Here is a 16,000-nt window from a genome sequence, read left to right as displayed (position 1 = left end):
TCCTTATTTGGCAACACTGACAATAAAGTGAATATTATTGGGTTTAATCAATATTGATTCATTAATATTATTAATAATGTGGTTTTGCAAATGCTCGCAAAGAGTTTCTAAATTTGTCTCTTTATTTACTTTTAAAACTATTGATACCACTCATTGCTCACTAAAAAAATTAATTTTAATATTTTTTCTCTGAATATCTAATGCTGGAAATGATTTTAAATATGAAATTAATAATTTTTTAATAACTAATTGACTAATTTGCAAAGTACCACTTTTATTTGTCAGAACAGTTAACTTCACGATATCACTCCAAAAATCCACTACTTTAAATTTTTAATATTTTATTTTCCAATTTCTAAAATTTTAACTTTATATTTTGTTTCTTTACCTTTAATTTCAACAATATCATTAACACTACGATCAAAAATGGCTTTAACTAAGGGAGTCTCATTAGAAATTTTATTTTCAAAAGGATCAGCCTCCACAGTACCAACAACTTTAAATGTTGATTTATCATTAGTTTCTAAATTAAGAATAGTTACTATTGAACCAATTCTAATGGTTTTAGTTCCTTGATGATCAGTAGCAATAACTTTAGCTCGTGCTAAAGTATCTTCAATTTCTTTAATTCGACCTTCAACTTCAGCTTGGCGATTTCTTGCTGATTCATACTCAGCATTTTCTGATAAGTCACCTTGGTTTCGCGCTTCAACTAATTCTTTAATTACTTGTGGACGAATAATATTGATTAACTCATTTAATTCTTGATTTAATTCTTCTTTACCTTCTTTAGTTAACAAAATTTCATTATTGTTATTATTTTCCATTACTTTGTCTCCTTTATTCAATATGTATTATAACATATATTATTTGTCTTTTTTTGCTTTTGCAAGATGTTGTAAATAATCAAAATAGTTTTGTAAAATTAATTGAGCTGCTAATTTATCTTTATTCATTTTTCGTTTTTTCCGTGAAACATTAGCAGTTAACATTATTTGATTAGCCGATCGTGATGTTAATCTTTCATCTCATAAAATAATTTCGCAATTAGTTTTTGTTTTTAGTTGCAAAACAAAATCTTCAACCATTATTGTTGTTGTACTTTTAGTTCCATTCATATTTAAGGGATGACCAACAATAATTATATCAGGATTTTCTTGTTTAATAAATTGTAATACTAAATTAATAGCTTGAGAAAAATTATATTCAGGAAAATTAATTGTTGTTTTTGATAAACTAATAATTCCTTGACCAATAGCTAAACCAATTGTTTTGCTACCCACATCTAAGCCTAAATATTTCATAACGCATCTTCTTGTTTTAATTGTTGTAATAATTCTTGCATTTTTATTTCATTATTAAATCCACCTAAAGCTAATTGCATATTTCCGCCACCAGAACCTTGACATTGTTTTGTTAAAGATTTAACAATTGTAACGGCACTTAATCCTTCTTTAATTAAAGATTCACTAACAACTACTAATAACGAATTTTTTGTATTAATATTTTTATTAGTAAAAATAATTACTAATTTATTATCTAATAACCGATATTTATCCGCTAATAACTTTAAAGTAGCAATCGCAAGATCATTAAATTGATAAATTAAAATATTATATGTTGGCAATGAAATAATTTCCAGATTTTGATATTGATTAATTTGTTCTTTAATTAGTTTTTGTTCAGCTTTTTTTTCTCATTTTTTAAAAGCAATTTGAAGTTCATAATATAATGTACGCAATTGTTTTCATATATCATTACTAATATTATTCATACTAGTAATGGTATTAAATAGTTGTTCAAGATAACTATCTGTTAATAAATTTTTATTATATTTTGCGAATTTTTCAGCACTTTTTGTTTTTAAATCTTTAATTTGTTCATCATAATAATTATTAATTGTTTGTTTTGATGTTAAAGCTTGAAAACGATAAATACCAGTTCCTTTGGATTCAATACTAGTAATTAATAATTGTTCAATATCACCTGTATATTTAACATGTGTTCCCCCACATAATTCAATAGAATAATTACCAAACTTAACAACACGAACTTCTTTGTCATATTTCTCGTTAAAAAAAGCCATAGCATTCATTTTAATTGCTTCATCATAACTAGTAATATAAATTTCACAACTATCATTTTGTGCAATTCATTTAGTAACTAAATCATTAATAGCTTGTAAATTTTGGGTTGTAATTTCTTTATTGTAAGCAATATCTAGGCGTAAATATTGATAGTTATTAAATGAACCAATTTGCATGGCATCAGCACCTAAAATTTCTCTAATCGCTGAATGCAATAAATGAGTTCCCGAATGATTTTTCATTCCATAATTACGATGATGATGATTAATAACAGCACAAACAATATCATTAGTTTTTAAAGTACCGTTAACTTGGATCCGATGAATATGTTGCTTATTGGGTGCTAATTTGACATCAATAACTTCACCAAGCATTGTGGCATTACTAATTATTCCTGTATCGTTAGCTTGACCACCTTTTTCAGCATAAAATGGTGTGGCATCAAGTATCACATCAACAATATCATCTTTAACTGATGTTAACATTTCTTCACCATAAAATAAAGCTACGACTTTAGCTTGCGGATTTTCTTCTACTTCGTAACCAATAAAAATGCTAGGGATTTTTAAATCTAATAATAATTTATTTTGCATATCCATCGCTTCAATTTGTTGATTACTTCGTGCATTACGAGCATCTTTTCTTTGTTCTTCTAATAATTCATTATATCTTACTAAATCAATAGTAATTTTTTTTTCACTTGCTAACTCAATAGTTAAATCAATCGGAAAACCATAAGTATCATATAGTTTAAAAGCATTTTCAGCCGTAATTGTTTTTTTTTCAATTAGCATTTCATTAAAATGATTAAGACCTTGTTTTAGATTATTAAAAAACTTTTCTTCTTCCTTTTTAACAGTACTAGTAATAATCTCTTGTTTTGCTTCTAAATGAGGATAATAATCTTTCATCAAGTTAACAACAATAATAACTAATTTATATAAAAACGGTTCATTAATGTTCAATTTATGACCATAAACCATTGCTCGACGAATTAAACGGCGAATAACATAACCGCGATCTTTATTACTAGGAAAAACACCATCACCAATAGCAAAAGAAACCGCTCTAATATGGTCACTAATAACTTTAAAGGCAACATTAATTTTTGTTTGTTCATTAGGTTTTTCAAAAATATTATTTGGAACATAAGAAACTTTAACTAATTTAGTAATGCCTTCAATTATCGGTAAAAATAAATCAGTTTCAAAATTAGTAGGTACTTCTTGGATTATACAAGCTAATCGTTCTAAACCTGCTCCTGTATCAATATTTTTACGAGGTAAATCATGATAATTACCTTGCCCATCATTATTACTGTCTGAAAAAACAATATTTCAAATTTCTAAATAACGATCATTTTCAATATCATCTTGCAATAACTTCAAACCATAGTTTTCTTTATCTCAAGCAGTTCCTCGATCATAAAAAATTTCCGTATTTGGACCACAAGGACCCTGACCCATATCTCAAAAGTTGGTATCACGACTCCCTAAAATAATCCGACTTGAATCTAAACCAATAACTTCTTTTCAAATTTTAATGGTATCAGTATCATCTAGAAAAACAGTAACAACCAGTTTATTAGCATCAATACCTAATCATTGTTTACTAGTTAAAAATTCTCAAGCAAAAACAATAGCTTCTTTTTTAAAATAATCACCAATTGAAAAATTACCTAGCATTTCAAATAAAGTATGATGTCTTGCTGTGTAACCAACATTTTCAATATCATTAGTTCGCAAGGCCTTTTGTGAATTTACTAATCGTTGATGAGGTGGAGCTTTTCTACCATCAAAATACGGTTTTAAGGCTGCAACGCCAGAATTAATTCATAATAATGAATTGTCATTAACAGGAATTAATGATGCACTAGGTAAAGCATAATGACCATTTTTAATAAAGAAATTAAGAAATTTCTGTCTAATCTCACTAGTTGTTAAGTATTTCATTAATTTATACCCCTTTAATTTAAAATTTATAAAAGCAATTTCTTATTATAAATATCGTTAACAACTGCTTTAATTGTTGCTATTGTTGGTACCGTAATAATCATTCCTCAAATAGCAATAATTGCCCCAAAAATAGAAATTCCCATTAATATTGTCACCGGATGTAATTTGGTTACTCGTCCAAAAACTTTTGGATAAACAAAAGCATTTTCAATTAATTGAACAATAAATGCACCAACTACAGCAACAATCATTGGTACCCAACTAACTAATTCATTTGTTCCTGATGGTGCTACTAAAGCATCTAATACTCCCGCTAAAGCAATGGGAACCATTCCAATAAATGGTCCCCATAAGGGACAATATTAGCAAAAGTCATAAATAAACCTAATACCGCAAAAGAACTTTTATATGTGGAACCACCCGCCACATAACCAGCAATAACTATCATAATAGTTGTAAAAGTAAACATATAACTCATATCAATTAATATTCCGCGACCATAACCAAATAAAGATTTTTGCAAAGCATTAGCAATAATTTCTTTGCGTTTAATATTTTTCCCAGGAATTAATTGCGTTTTTAAAAAATTAGTAAATGATTTATCGCCACCTAACAAAAACATTGTAATCATAATCGTAATAAATAAACCATAAAAAATACTAGCTATCGTTCAAAAATAGCGATTAAGAAAAATATTAGTTAAATTGGAGGCTGTTGTATAACCATAAATTGTATTAATAATATCAACTAAAAAAGTTGCTGAAAAAAATCATTGTGCTGTGGCGCCAAAACTAAATAGTAACTGATACATTTTCCCTAATTTGTTACCATCAAAAGCATCACCAATTTTTGCATTATTAATTACAACTTCATTTACTATATTTAAATCATTGTCATCTATAGTAATGTTATTTGCTATTAACCATGCTTTGATTTCAGTATATAAATTTTTAAAATATTCACTAACACTATCTAATGATGGTTGTTTTAAGTAGCGTAAATAATCAACAACAAATTTATTAGTTGAATCCAAATAAATACCATAGTCATTGCGTAATTTTGTTAATAAAATTTCCCAAGCACCTTTTTTATCAATAAGTGCTTTAGTTTTAATTTGACCTAATATGTCTTGTCAATTATCTTTTATTGGTGTTCAATCAACATTAGTTTGTAATCGTCATTGTTCAGTTTCTGTATCATAAGCAAAACCAAAGATATGTGATAAAAGTGATTTATTTTGATCAACACCTGTACCTTTTCAATTATCTAATCTTTCTTTAATAACTGTACTATCACCTAAGAACTGACTAATAAAACTTATAAATTGGTCAATAAATAATCAAAGCAAAAAAACAATAATAAAAATACCAATTATTAGAGAAATAAAAAAAGTTAAATATTTTGCCACAGTTTTATTAAACTTTAATTTAATCAAACGATAAATTAACGGATTCAAACCTCAAATCACAGCTAATGCTAATCCTAACGGAATAAAAGCTAAAATAACATTAAGAATAATTTGATCAGCACCCGTAAGTTTTAATAATAAAAGAACTACTAAACAAATTAAAATTATAAATAATCATCTTGTTCATTTGTGCTCAAAACTAATAGTAAATTTGGAAGAATTACCTTTACTGTTACCATTATTTGTTTTTATTTCAATGTTTTTAGTATCTGTTCTTTCCATTTTACAAATCGTTCCTTAAAATATTTTAAAAAATAAATTTACAATTAAAATTATATCATAAGAAATTAAATTTATTAAGAATACCTAAATGGTGGTTGTGTAAAAAATTATTTGTTTTAATAATTAATATTTGATAATATAACTACATAAGATTACTTTAGATTTTTTTATTAAATTTACTAAAAAACAGAGAAAGGTTAATTTAGGATGCTAAAATTTTTGCAGTTTTTCTTCATACCTATTATTATTTCAATAAATTCAAATAACTTCAATAAATTAATAAATAAAAGTGTGTAAAGCACACACTTATGTTAGTTTTGCACAAAATCAATAAATAAATATGAGCTCATTTATTTATTGCAAGAAATATAAGGTTAAATTAACACTTATTATTTTTAATTATGCTTTATATTTTTTGCACCAATGAAATCAAACTAAGTTAATTAGTAAACGAAGTTTACTAACAAAACTTGTTAAACATTCAAATCTGCGATATATAAATGTTTAAAAAACTTAGTTAAATAACTTAGTTTATAACAAATAAGAAAGGTAATTTACTATGAAAAACATTGAAAACATTTTCTTAAATACTAAAAAATATCTCTTAAAAGAAACGCAAAACGCAATTTTAATCAAAGCACCAAAAATTCCCTGATTTAATAAACAAATCGGTATTTGGTTTCCAAAACGATTTGTTTATAAAGGAAAATATGAAAATTCCATTTGCATCGGAATAATCAAGAATAGTGAATATCAAGTAATTTCAGTTAATCAACAAGAGCAAGAAACTAAGTTAATTAAAGGCCAAGAATTATTAGGTTTCTTCATTGCCGAAAAAGAAAACAACAAAAAAGATACAAATTATAACTATTTTAAAGGAGTTTAAAAATGAATATTACAATTGGACTAATATTTATAATCATTTGCATAATGTTACTGGCATATTTTGCTTATAAAATTTATGCCAAAATAAAAATTAGAATTAAATACAAAAATGCCATTAAAAATAATACTGGTAATTTCACAAAAGACGAAAAAGTGTTTATTGCTCGCTTTGAAGAATGAGTTAAAGCACCTAATTCAAAAGAAAATAACGAGGATAAAAAATAATGTTTTGAGAAATTATTATGGGGTTCTTAAAACTGTTTGTTCCGATAGAAAAAATGCCTGCACAAGTTGCCTTTATTGCCGGATTAATTATTATCATCACTTTTCTTTTCGCCTTAATTTCAATTATGTATTTACCAATAAAAATGATTTTTGGGAAATAAAAAATGACAATAAACTTAAAAGAATTTAATTGAGAACAAATTAAACAAACTTTCTGAGATTTATTTATTCAAATCACAACTATCCCAGCTCATATTACTGGTGGCAAAGAAATTGATTTAACCGAAGCACCACTTTGACTTTTAATAGCAAACATTGCTTTTTGATTCTTAACAGCGATTATGGTGTGATTTATTCTAATGTTACTTTGAAAAACCATATCAATATTTAGATAGAGACAAAATTAATGTCAAGAAGTTACATTGTGATGCAGTACCAAAGAAATTCAAAATTAGTTAGAAAAAAATACAATCGCGTTAAGGTTAATTGTAGTTTTAACAAATTTAAGAAAAACTTTGAATATAAATGATGAATGTTTTAAAAAAGAAAGGGGGTGATTATATGATTGGAACTTTCTTGGCCGATGCACCAGCAGTAACAAAAATAACAGCTAGCGATGCGATGACTAAATTGTGAAATGCAATTATAACAGCATTTACTAAAATGTGAGAAATTATTGCCGTTAATATGCCACAAGTTGGTAACTTCTTTGCTGACTACTGAATCTTCATTTTTCCATTTATTTTGGCAATATTCTTTATTTGCTTTAAAATGTTTGAAAAACTACTTGGCGCAGTCCGCTAACAAAAAAATAAAATGAGGTGCAAGATGAAATTTTGCAAATGAATAATAGAAAAAAATAACCATTTTATTGAATTAAATCGCACCTCATTTTTAATTTTATGACATTGAGGAGCAATTTGATATATTTACAACGGTTATTTTAAAAACATTGTGAGCTATTTATTTTTAGCAGGTTGTATTTTGATTTTCGTTTTTAAAATCAGCAATTTAACACAAATTAACAAAGTTATTAACTTCTTAAAAAAATATGAGGCTCTCATCGCCTTCAAAATTGAGGATATGATATTAATAATGAAACAAATATGGGAGAAGCTTGAGTAATTAGTGCTTTAGATTCAAATCCTACTGCTATTATAAACGGTTCATTTCAAGGACTAACATTAAAAGAGTTTTATGAAAGAAATAAAAATTTATGCTGAATTATACTTGTAAGTGCAAGTAAATAAAATTGCAAAAGATTTCATATAAAAATTTCATGATGCTAAGTTTATTTTAGAAAAAGTAAATTTAAGGAGTTTTTATATGGGATACAAACATCTTGGCATAAATGAAAGAATTTATATTGAGAATCAATTGAAATTTAAAGTAAAAATTAGTGAAATAGCTAAAAATCTTAATCGAAGTATTAGTACTATTAATCGAGAAGTTAATAGAAATAAAGATAATAATCATTATTTTTCATTAATTGCACAAAATAAAGCAGAAAATAGAAAACAATTACATGTTTATTTTCATAAATTTAAAAATAGAGAATTAGTAAAATATGTACAACAAAAATTATTATTAGGTTGATCGCCTGAACAAATTTATGGCAAAATTAAAAATTTTCATCAAGAATGAATTATTAGTTTTAAAAGCCAAATTGTAAAGTTAAGTGCAACTAAATTATTTTTCTAACCAAATATTCGATTGGCGAAAGATAATTTAGTATTTTTCTTGGTCTTTGGTTTAAAGACAATATAAATTTATGAACTGCATTTTTAGTAGTGTTTGAAAAATTAAATTTTTTAAGAAATTTTTCTCTAATTAAACCATTAGTATTTTCATTAGTACCTCTTTGTCAAGGTGAATATGCATCAGCAAAATAAATTTTCACATTTAAATTTTTTTCAAGTTGTTGTCAATTAGCAAATTCTTTACCCCTATCAAATGTTATAGTCTTAACAAAATTATTTGGAAGAATTGATAAATAATGACTAATATTTTGCCAAATTGTAAAGTTAAGTGCAACTAAATTATTTTTCTAACCAAATATTCGATTGGCAAAAGATAATTTAGTATTTTTTTTGGTCTTTGGTTTAAAGACAATATAAATTTATGAACTGCATTTTTAGTAGTGTTTGAAAAATTAAATTTTTTAGGAAATTTTTCTCTAATTAAACCATTAGTATTTTCATTAGTACCTCTTTGTCAAGGTGAATATGCATCAGCAAAATAAATTTTCACATTTAAATTTTTTTCAAGTTGTTGTCAATTAGCAAATTCTTTACCCCTATCAAATGTTATAGTCTTAACAAGATTATTTGGAAGAATTGATAAATAATGACTAATATTTTTGTTAATAACTTTAGTAGTTCTATTTTCAACTAATATTGCTAAAGTAAATCTTGATGTTCTTTCAACTAAAGTTATTAAACATGATTTACTTTTACCTCGTGATGATACTACAGTATCACCTTCTCAATGGCCAAGAGTTATGCGATTATTAACATTTCGTTCTTTAATGGATTTACCATTAAATTTACCCCGATTTTCTTGAGATTTTCGTTTCTTACCTTTTCTTCTTAAATTTTTACTAGTAACCTTTTCAAGTAATCCAGAATAAATTCAATTGTAAATTGTTTTAAAACTAATAATTCATTCTTGATGAAAATTTTTAATTCTGCCATAAATTTGTTCAGGCGATCAACCTAATAATAATTTTTGTTGTACATATTTTACTAATTCTCTATTTTTAAATTTATGAAAATAAACATGTAATTGTTTTCTATTTTCTGCTTTATTTTGTGCAATTAATGAAAAATAATGATTATTATCTTTATTTCTATTAACTTCTCGATTAATAGTACTAATACTTCGATTAAGATTTTTAGCTATTTCACTAATTTTTACTTTAAATTTCAATTGATTCTCAATATAAATTCTTTCATTTATGCCAAGATGTTTGTATCCCATATAAAAACTCCTTAAATTTACTTTTTCTAAAATAAACTTAGCATCATGAAATTTTTATATGAAATCTTTTGCAATTTTATTTACTTGCACTTACAAGTATAATTCAGCCATAATTAAAAATCCTCCTTTCAAAGAGATTATATTATACTAAGAATATTAAAAATATTTTAAGAGAACTTTTTAATTAACATTAATAAAATTGCTAAAGGCACTACAAACTCAAATAGCATTTGAAATGCCGGAATAACTTCAAACACCGGAAAGGCAGTTTTGGTAAAATTAATCGTTGTTTTTGCAATATCCGCAAGCGGGCGAATTAAAAGATTAATCCCAGAAAGACCAAGTAATCAATTTAACACACTAACAGAAGCGTGCTGAATGCCACAAGATATTGCACTAAATAAACCTCAATAAGAACAGTTGGGTGTTGGGATTAAATCATCCATATTACCGCTTATGCCCCCACCAATAAAAGCTGTTGAATTCAAAATGTTAAAATCGTATAAAGAATAATGATATTCAGTACTTTCATTTTTCTTTTTATATAATGGAAAAGTTAGCGTAAAAATATTAATTCCATACATCACATCAACTTTGGCATTGTAAAAATACAATTTATTACTAGTAGTGTTTCATAATTGGTTATCATATGCTTTTAACACATTAAAATCTATTTGATAAGAATTTTTACCGGTGTTAAAACCATTGGCAATTTGTTTATCTTTAACAAAAAAATAGGAACGAAAAATCATATTTTTACTATTTTCGATTGTTGAACCAAAATTAATTAAATATTGTTTGGGATAAAAAGTAATTAAGGAGCGATAGAAAAATCCCATTTGTAAAACATTTTTAGGAATTTGGGTCGCGTTTAGTTTTCTTAGGTATTTTTTAAAAAAGAAAAAACAGTCATTTACTATAAATTATTTCAATATGCAAATTAAGTATATATTTCTTATGTATGATTTTTGTTGTAAAAAATTATTTTAATGTTGTTTTTATAAGCATTTTACTTAGTTTTTATAACCTTTTATTAAGAATATGTTTGTTAATATTAAATATTTTGTTTTATTAATTATTTTTCAAGTAAAAAGGTAATAAATTTTTAGTTGCTTTTCTTTCAAAATTATTCAAATCTTTACCCACCTAACAAAACTTTATGCGCCCAGGAATTTGTTGCGTCCCTTTGTAATCTAATTCTACATAAGTAGAAGCATCCATATCAAAACTCGCATAAAAGAATTGTACAAAAAACTCACCTAAAACTTTATAAATTTTATTAAATAAACCATTAATAAAATCAATAGTTAAATCTTTTTGATAATGAAGCATAAAATCTTTAAAATCAAATTTTAATTTGTCATCATAGCGTAAAAAATGGAAGGTATTACCATAATAATTAACTTGTCCAAAAAAGGTATTAATAAAATCTCCTCCAAAACTTGTTCGCAAGCCAGATTTTCAAAGCGATTTACCATTTTCTAAAAACTCATTACTACCCACAATGCTACCATGCTCAGTTTTTATAGTAATAACATCACCAAAACTAGAAAAGGAAAGTTCTCTAAAAATAACTTTTTCAATGAAACCAGGCGGATATGAATTTTTGCGACTTAAACTAAATTTACTATTTTGTTTAAAACCATTTAATTTAATTGAAATTTCACTCATATATTTAAAATTATTATCAAAGAAATTAAAAATTGGAACTCAATATAAGTAACTATAATTAAATTTATCAAAATCTCGGCGTTGTATCATTAAATAATCAAGTTTATCTTGAAACTGATTATATTGATACTCACCATCATTTTTAGTTATTTCCGTAGGTAATGGTTGCTCGTTATATTTTTCAGGCAGAGAGGAGGAGAAGCAAACATTAATTCTAATCAATCATATTGTCAATCAGCTCCCATGCCCATCTCACTTGTTCCAATATTATAAGTATGAATTTTACCTTTAATACTAACTGCATCAACTTTACCTAATTTTGTTAAATCATAATCACCAGTCAATAAATCACTAACAGTTTTTTCCGTAAACCGAAAAGATGGATATCAAGTAATACCATTAATCATATTCTCTGGTAAATTTTTTAACTCACTTTTATTAAAATTTGAAAACCCAACAAGATTTCTTTTAGAATTATTACCTTGTCAATTAATAGTTGCTTTAGATAAAGAAAATTCATAAATTTTACCATTACTAGAATTTGTGGCTCGTTTTTGTCGTTTCATAAAATATTGTTCCATATTAAGTTTTGGTGATTGTTTTGTATCAAAGAACGCCCCTAACGGTACCAAACCAATAAACATTATTATAAATCAAGAAATAACCTTATGCATCTCATCACGCCTTAAAACTCTTTTTTATTGCTTTAACAGCATCAGAAAATTTATATTGTTGATGTTGTGGACATTCACAATTAACAACTTGCATTTGATGCTTTCTAAAAATTTTATTAAAGTAATAACCTCTAATAATTAACTTAATACCAGTTATTAAGAAATAAATAATTAATCATCAAAAATCTCGTGGCATAGATGAAAGAATTTATATTGAGAATCAATTGAAATTTAAAGTAAAAATTAGTGAAATAGCTAAAAATCTTAATCGAAGTATTAGTACTATTAATCGAGAAGTTAATAGAAATAAAGATAATAATCATTATTTTTCATTAATTGCACAAAATAAAGCAGAAAATAGAAAACAATTACATGTTTATTTTCATAAATTTAAAAATAGAGAATTAGTAAAATATGTACAACAAAAATTATTATTAGGTTGATCGCCTGAACAAATTTATGGCAGAATTAAAAATTTTCATCAAGAATGAATTATTAGTTTTAAAACAATTTACAATTGAATTTATTCTGGATTACTTGAAAAGGTTACTAGTAAAAATTTAAGAAGAAAAGGTAAGAAACGAAAATCTCAAGAAAATCGGGGTAAATTTAATGGTAAATCCATTAAAGAACGAAATGTTAATAATCGCATAACTCTTGGCCATTGAGAAGGTGATACTGTAGTATCATCACGAGGTAAAAGTAAATCATGTTTAATAACTTTAGTTGAAAGAACATCAAGATTTACTTTAGCAATATTAGTTGAAAATAGAACTACTAAAGTTATTAACAAAAATATTAGTCATTATTTATCAATTCTTCCAAATAATCTTGTTAAGACTATAACATTTGATAGGGGTAAAGAATTTGCTAATTGACAACAACTTGAAAAAATTTAAATGTGAAAATTTATTTTGCTGATGCATATTCACCTTGACAAAGAGGTACTAATGAAAATACTAATGGTTTAATTAGAGAAAAATTTCCTAAAAAATTTAATTTTTCAAACACTACTAAAAATGCAGTTCATAAATTTATATTGTCTTTAAACCAAAGACCAAGAAAAATACTAAATTATCTTTCGCCAATCGAATATTTGGTTAGAAAAATAATTTAGTTGCACTTAACTTTACAATTTGGCATAGAAAATTAATATTTTGATAATTTATAGATAAATAGTGAGGTTTTCAATGTTAAAAAAAATGTAATGGTTTTGATATTAATTTTATTTACTTGCACTTACAAGTATAATTCAGCAAAAATTAATATTATTGAATCAATCCGTACTCCAAGGGAAGATCCAGAAGGAGTCAAAATTGATGAGGAAAGTCTTGAAAGAATTGGTGATGAAGGTCAAAGATTGAGTTGAACAACAACATATTGAAAATGACTTGCGGAGGAATTGTCATTAGCAGGAATGGCATTATTAGCATATTATTTATGAAAAACTTCTAAGTTATGAGGAATAATATCTACTATTAGTGAAACAATACCATTATTATCTTTTGGTAATGCAACGGAATTACTTGAAGGTGTTGCTGATATTACTACTGTTGAAAGTAATAAATTACTTGATTTTTTACGAAGAATTTTTAGTGACTTTTTGAGTAAAATGAAGCAATCAACAGTATCTAAAAATTCTGCTCCTAGGTTTCTAAGTGAGAATGAGGATATTTTTGGTGATTTAAAAATTAATTTTGATGATTGAAATCATGAATATGATGATATATTGTTAAATTTAAAAGTAGAAGATATTACTCATAATTTAAATTACTTAGAATGAGGAATATTTGATGTTACTCGTTATGGAATTATTAAAGTAAAAAATACTGATTTATCATTTAAATTGCATTTATTTAATTCAAAAATTAATAATCAATTATTTTCATTAATTACTAAATTTTTTAGTAATATTAAAAGTAAATTGGAAGGAGCATATATAAATCAGGAATTATTAGATAGTAGTAATCAAAAGTTTCAGATTTTTCAAATTATTTCGCAAATTTTACAAAAGGAATTAATGATTATTTATAATAAAACATATAAGTTTTCAATGGACTCATTTTGAATTTCATCTTACAAGATAATTGATGATAGAATTTATGTTGTTTTAAATCACGATTTATTAAAGGAAGGGTTAGAAATTACAATGCAGACATTTTTAAATTAGAAAAAATGAATGGTTATTTATTGATATTGAATAATAAGACTTATTTTTTAAATTTTATTGTTTATTAAGAATATTTGATATAATTAATAAAAGAAATAATTGAATTTACTTTCTTTACAATTAACAAATTAATTTAAAATGTGTTTTTATGTTAAAATTAAACTGTTATTTACAAAAATAGAAACGAGGATTAAAATAAATGCTTTTTATAAATAAAAGAGTAAAAACCATTACAACAATTGGTCCGGCTAGTGAAACCAGAGATTTGATGCTTCGTTTAGCACAAAAGGGAGCAAATGTATATCGTTTAAACTTTTCTCACGGTGATTTTGAAGAACATGGTAAGCGTGTTGAGTTTGCTAAATCTATTATTCAACAAGTACAAAGACCACTATCACTAATATTAGACACTAAAGGTCCAGAAATTAGAACTCACTCTTTTAAAGATGGTGAGGCGTTAATAAGAAAAGATAGTAGGGTTATTGTTTATACGAATAAAGAAATTGAAGGTACGGAAACGGAATTTTCAATTAATTATGAAAATCTTGTTAATGATATTCAAGTTGAACAAAGATTATTAGTAGATGATGGTAAGTTACAGTTAATTGTTTTAGGAATTAATAATAAAGATGATGATAAGTCAATTATTTGTCGCGCTGTTAATACTTATCTTGTCAAAAATCATCGTGCGATTATTGTTTCGGGAATTAAACTGTCATTACCTTTTATTTCTGACAAAGATCGTGCCGATCTTATTTTTGGATGTGAGCAAAAAGTAGATTATGTAGCTGCTTCTTTTGTTCATGATGCTAAAGATTTACAAGAGATGCGTCAATTGTTAGATGAAAATGGTGGTGCTGATATTAAAATTATTGCCAAAATTGAATCACGATATGCTGTTGATAATATTGATGAAATTATTGCTAATAGTGATGGTATTATGATTGCTCGTGGTGATTTAGGTGTTGATGTGCCTTATGCTGAGGTGCCTTTAATTCAAAAACATGTTATTCGTAAATGTAATAAAGCAATGGTGCCAGTAATTGTCGCTACGCAAATGTTAGAATCAATGTTATCTAATCCTTTGCCAACAAGAGCTGAAGTATCAGATATTTATTGAGCAGTTGATTTAGGTGTGGATACAACAATGTTATCTGGCGAAACAGCTAATGGTGAGTATCCTGAAAAATCAATTGAAGCAATGACGAGAGTCGTTAGAAAAGCAGAAATTCATTTTTGATATGAAGGTTATTTAGAAAGATTTATTAAATGATCAACTTCACCTTTTAAAGATTTTGTTTATCAAGTTGGTAAAGAGGTTCTTGGTGAAAAAATTCAAAAGCAAAAACGAATTCATCAAGTAATTGTTTTAGATGATAGTGATCATCAATTATTAACTAAAACTTTATCTAATGCTCGTGTTCGCAGTACATTAATCCCATTAGTTACTGATGAAAGAATTAAAAATAGTTTTGGGATTTGGTATGGTGTTTATCCAGAATTAGTTATGGATATTAATAAAGTAATTAATGATGATAATTTATTAAATAATATTGCTAGAAAATATGGTGCTAAAACTAATGAACAAGTTTTAATTGTTAATGGTAATGAAATGAGAAAATTACAAATAAAATAATTGCATTAACAGAGTTAAAGACGTTCAA

Annotated in this window: 23 protein-coding genes; 11 read left to right on the top strand and 12 right to left on the bottom strand. The window is 25.7% G+C overall.

Going from position 1 to position 16,000, the window contains the following annotated elements:
* Window positions 1-3: 3 nt before the first annotated feature.
* The 6 genes from AAHN02_RS02680 to AAHN02_RS02655 are packed head-to-tail and all read right to left on the bottom strand — an operon-like array spanning window position 4 to window position 5,732.
* Window positions 4-300: a hypothetical protein gene (locus AAHN02_RS02680; protein WP_342190113.1), complete on the bottom strand. Its 297-nt coding sequence runs from the start codon at window positions 298-300 to the stop codon at window positions 4-6.
* Between the two features lie 41 nt (window positions 301-341).
* A complete protein-coding gene (greA, locus tag AAHN02_RS02675) occupies window positions 342-827 on the bottom strand; it encodes a transcription elongation factor GreA (RefSeq protein ID WP_342278087.1) in 486 nt (161 codons plus the stop codon).
* A gap of 39 nt (window positions 828-866) precedes the next feature.
* Window positions 867-1,304 (bottom strand): Holliday junction resolvase RuvX, encoded by a 438-nt coding sequence (gene ruvX / locus AAHN02_RS02670; protein WP_338967206.1) that lies wholly within the window; start codon window positions 1,302-1,304, stop codon window positions 867-869.
* The gene (gene alaS / locus AAHN02_RS02665; protein ID WP_342278086.1) at window positions 1,292-4,039 is read right to left on the bottom strand and encodes an alanine--tRNA ligase; all 2,748 of its coding nucleotides are present in this window, start codon (window positions 4,037-4,039) and stop codon (window positions 1,292-1,294) included. The genes ruvX and alaS overlap by 13 nt, the downstream gene beginning before the upstream one ends.
* A gap of 26 nt (window positions 4,040-4,065) precedes the next feature.
* Window positions 4,066-4,374, bottom strand: coding sequence for an AI-2E family transporter (locus tag AAHN02_RS02660; RefSeq protein ID WP_342278085.1), 309 nt, complete (start codon window positions 4,372-4,374; stop codon window positions 4,066-4,068).
* Window positions 4,356-5,732, bottom strand: coding sequence for a hypothetical protein (locus AAHN02_RS02655; protein ID WP_342278084.1), 1,377 nt, complete (start codon window positions 5,730-5,732; stop codon window positions 4,356-4,358). The genes AAHN02_RS02660 and AAHN02_RS02655 overlap by 19 nt, the downstream gene beginning before the upstream one ends.
* 559 nt (window positions 5,733-6,291) lie before the next feature.
* On the opposite strand from AAHN02_RS02655, the gene AAHN02_RS02650 reads away from it, so the two are divergent.
* The 7 genes from AAHN02_RS02650 to AAHN02_RS02620 all read left to right on the top strand — a co-directional run bounded on the left by AAHN02_RS02650 (window position 6,292) and on the right by AAHN02_RS02620 (window position 8,543).
* Window positions 6,292-6,618, top strand: coding sequence for a hypothetical protein (locus AAHN02_RS02650; protein ID WP_342278083.1), 327 nt, complete (start codon window positions 6,292-6,294; stop codon window positions 6,616-6,618).
* Window positions 6,619-6,620: 2 nt separating this feature from the next.
* Window positions 6,621-6,842, top strand: coding sequence for a hypothetical protein (locus tag AAHN02_RS02645; protein ID WP_342277289.1), 222 nt, complete (start codon window positions 6,621-6,623; stop codon window positions 6,840-6,842).
* Complete coding sequence (locus AAHN02_RS02640) at window positions 6,842-7,003, top strand: hypothetical protein (protein WP_342277288.1); 162 nt, start codon at window positions 6,842-6,844, stop codon at window positions 7,001-7,003. Before AAHN02_RS02645 ends, AAHN02_RS02640 begins: the two co-directional genes overlap by 1 nt.
* A 3-nt stretch (window positions 7,004-7,006) precedes the next feature.
* Entirely contained in the window at window positions 7,007-7,237 is a 231-nt protein-coding gene (locus AAHN02_RS02635; protein WP_342278082.1) for a hypothetical protein, read from the top strand.
* Window positions 7,238-7,403: 166 nt separating this feature from the next.
* The gene (locus AAHN02_RS02630; RefSeq protein ID WP_342263184.1) at window positions 7,404-7,646 is read left to right on the top strand and encodes a hypothetical protein; all 243 of its coding nucleotides are present in this window, start codon (window positions 7,404-7,406) and stop codon (window positions 7,644-7,646) included.
* A 24-nt stretch (window positions 7,647-7,670) separates the two neighbouring features.
* A complete protein-coding gene (locus tag AAHN02_RS02625; protein WP_342278081.1) occupies window positions 7,671-7,967 on the top strand; it encodes a hypothetical protein in 297 nt (98 codons plus the stop codon).
* Window positions 7,968-8,168: 201 nt separating this feature from the next.
* Window positions 8,169-8,543, top strand: a complete 375-nt coding sequence (locus AAHN02_RS02620) for a helix-turn-helix domain-containing protein (protein WP_342278080.1) — start codon at window positions 8,169-8,171, stop codon at window positions 8,541-8,543.
* Here the strand turns inward: AAHN02_RS02620 and AAHN02_RS02615 are convergent.
* From AAHN02_RS02615 to AAHN02_RS02590, 6 genes are all read right to left on the bottom strand, one after another.
* Window positions 8,527-8,742, bottom strand: a complete 216-nt coding sequence (locus AAHN02_RS02615; RefSeq protein ID WP_342278079.1) for a hypothetical protein — start codon at window positions 8,740-8,742, stop codon at window positions 8,527-8,529. The two genes, AAHN02_RS02620 and AAHN02_RS02615, sit on opposite strands and share 17 nt — an antisense overlap.
* A gap of 134 nt (window positions 8,743-8,876) precedes the next feature.
* The gene (locus AAHN02_RS02610) at window positions 8,877-9,821 is read right to left on the bottom strand and encodes an IS30 family transposase (protein WP_342278078.1); all 945 of its coding nucleotides are present in this window, start codon (window positions 9,819-9,821) and stop codon (window positions 8,877-8,879) included.
* Between the two features lie 167 nt (window positions 9,822-9,988).
* Window positions 9,989-10,660 carry a hypothetical protein gene (locus AAHN02_RS02605; protein ID WP_342278077.1) on the bottom strand — a complete coding sequence of 224 codons (672 nt, stop codon included), beginning with the start codon at window positions 10,658-10,660 and terminating at the stop codon, window positions 9,989-9,991.
* Between the two features lie 307 nt (window positions 10,661-10,967).
* On the bottom strand, window positions 10,968-11,726 hold the full coding sequence (locus AAHN02_RS02600) for a hypothetical protein (RefSeq protein ID WP_342278076.1): 759 nt from the start codon (window positions 11,724-11,726) through the stop codon (window positions 10,968-10,970).
* Window positions 11,639-12,166, bottom strand: coding sequence for a hypothetical protein (locus AAHN02_RS02595; RefSeq protein ID WP_342278075.1), 528 nt, complete (start codon window positions 12,164-12,166; stop codon window positions 11,639-11,641). The genes AAHN02_RS02600 and AAHN02_RS02595 overlap by 88 nt, the downstream gene beginning before the upstream one ends.
* Window positions 12,159-12,362 carry a hypothetical protein gene (locus AAHN02_RS02590; protein WP_342278074.1) on the bottom strand — a complete coding sequence of 68 codons (204 nt, stop codon included), beginning with the start codon at window positions 12,360-12,362 and terminating at the stop codon, window positions 12,159-12,161. Before AAHN02_RS02590 ends, AAHN02_RS02595 begins: the two co-directional genes overlap by 8 nt.
* 28 nt (window positions 12,363-12,390) lie before the next feature.
* Here AAHN02_RS02590 and AAHN02_RS02585 point away from each other — a divergent pair, with 28 nt between their 5' ends.
* The 4 genes from AAHN02_RS02585 (at window position 12,391) to pyk (ending at window position 15,972) form a co-directional block, all read left to right on the top strand.
* Window positions 12,391-13,065, top strand: a complete 675-nt coding sequence (locus tag AAHN02_RS02585; protein WP_342278073.1) for an IS30 family transposase — start codon at window positions 12,391-12,393, stop codon at window positions 13,063-13,065.
* Complete coding sequence (locus tag AAHN02_RS02580; protein ID WP_342277320.1) at window positions 13,041-13,283, top strand: hypothetical protein; 243 nt, start codon at window positions 13,041-13,043, stop codon at window positions 13,281-13,283. Before AAHN02_RS02585 ends, AAHN02_RS02580 begins: the two co-directional genes overlap by 25 nt.
* A gap of 90 nt (window positions 13,284-13,373) precedes the next feature.
* Window positions 13,374-14,336, top strand: a complete 963-nt coding sequence (locus tag AAHN02_RS02575) for a hypothetical protein (RefSeq protein WP_342278072.1) — start codon at window positions 13,374-13,376, stop codon at window positions 14,334-14,336.
* 199 nt (window positions 14,337-14,535) lie between these two features.
* Complete coding sequence (gene pyk / locus AAHN02_RS02570; protein WP_342278071.1) at window positions 14,536-15,972, top strand: pyruvate kinase; 1,437 nt, start codon at window positions 14,536-14,538, stop codon at window positions 15,970-15,972.
* Window positions 15,973-16,000 lie beyond the last annotated feature (28 nt).

Source organism: Spiroplasma endosymbiont of Nephrotoma flavescens (assembly GCF_964030835.1).
Classification (GTDB): Bacteria; Bacillota_I; Bacilli_A; order Mycoplasmatales; family Nriv7; genus Nriv7.
The sequence above is the reverse complement of the archived record's forward strand: the minus strand, read 5'-3'. Positions and strand labels throughout refer to the sequence as shown.